The organism is Flavicella sediminum, assembly GCF_006381105.1.
GTDB classification, from domain to species: Bacteria; Bacteroidota; Bacteroidia; order Flavobacteriales; family Flavobacteriaceae; genus Flavicella; species Flavicella sediminum.
In genome coordinates, this window is sequence record NZ_VDET01000024.1 from 914 (window position 1) to 1,821 (window position 908).

Consider the following 908-nt stretch of genomic DNA (forward strand, 5'->3'; position numbering starts at 1 on the left):
CATTGACTTTATGCGGTGTTACCCATTGTTAACTTTTTAGTTCGAAAGTTTATAATTATTCACGAGTACAGAAGCAGATATTTTCAAAATCCTTTCTAATTCTCGTATCATTTCTACAGTCAATTTTTTCTTTTTATTCAAGATTTCTGACACTCTGCTTTTTCCACCAATTATTCCGACTAAATCTTTCTGTTTCAGATTCATTTCTTCCATTCGAATTTTAATAGCTTCAATTGGATCAGGTGATTCAATAGGGTAGTGTTTATTTTCGTAATTCTCAATTAACAATGATAATATCTCAGCTTCATCTCCTTCTTTAGAATTAAGAGCAGCATCAAATATTAACTCGAGTCTTTCCAAAGCTTTGTCGTAGTCTTTTTCCGTTTTGATAGGTTTAATTTCCATAATTCAATATTTTAAATTGTGTCCGCATTAATTTTATCATATTCAGCATGAGTTCCAATAAATCGGATAAACGCCCATTGTCTGACATAGTTAAATTTTACAATAAGTCTATATGAGTTTCCTTTGATATTAAAAACAACTCTGCTATCTTTTAAAATACTCGCATTAATGTAGGTTTCTTTAACCTCATTCGGAGAATTCCAATTAGAGTTTTTTGCCGTCTCGTACCACGTTTTTAGGTATTGTTCTGAATCAGCGTGTTTCTCCCAAAATTCTCGCAAAGTTTTTTTTGCTATTATTCTCTTCATATTTTATTATCTGGGACAAAGATAATAAATTGTTCTCAAAAAAAGAACTTTTATCGTTTTTTAATAATGGGTAACGGGTTTGTATTATTTTTGTGTGGTATAAAATGTCCGTGGACTTGTCGCCCTAACACTAAGCTTATACTTTTTTGTTGTTTTTATGTTAGTCGACCTTAAAATACTTGTTGTTTTGTTAGT

The 908-nt window shown here is 30.6% G+C and carries 2 protein-coding genes; both read right to left on the reverse strand.

What is annotated here, in order from left to right:
* Positions 1-36 precede the first annotated feature (36 nt).
* Positions 37-405: a helix-turn-helix domain-containing protein gene (locus tag FGM02_RS15975; RefSeq protein ID WP_139959505.1), complete on the reverse strand. Its 369-nt coding sequence runs from the start codon at positions 403-405 to the stop codon at positions 37-39.
* A gap of 11 nt (positions 406-416) precedes the next feature.
* Positions 417-713, reverse strand: a complete 297-nt coding sequence (locus tag FGM02_RS15980; protein WP_139959506.1) for a type II toxin-antitoxin system HigB family toxin — start codon at positions 711-713, stop codon at positions 417-419.
* Between the last annotated feature and the right edge of the window lie 195 nt (positions 714-908).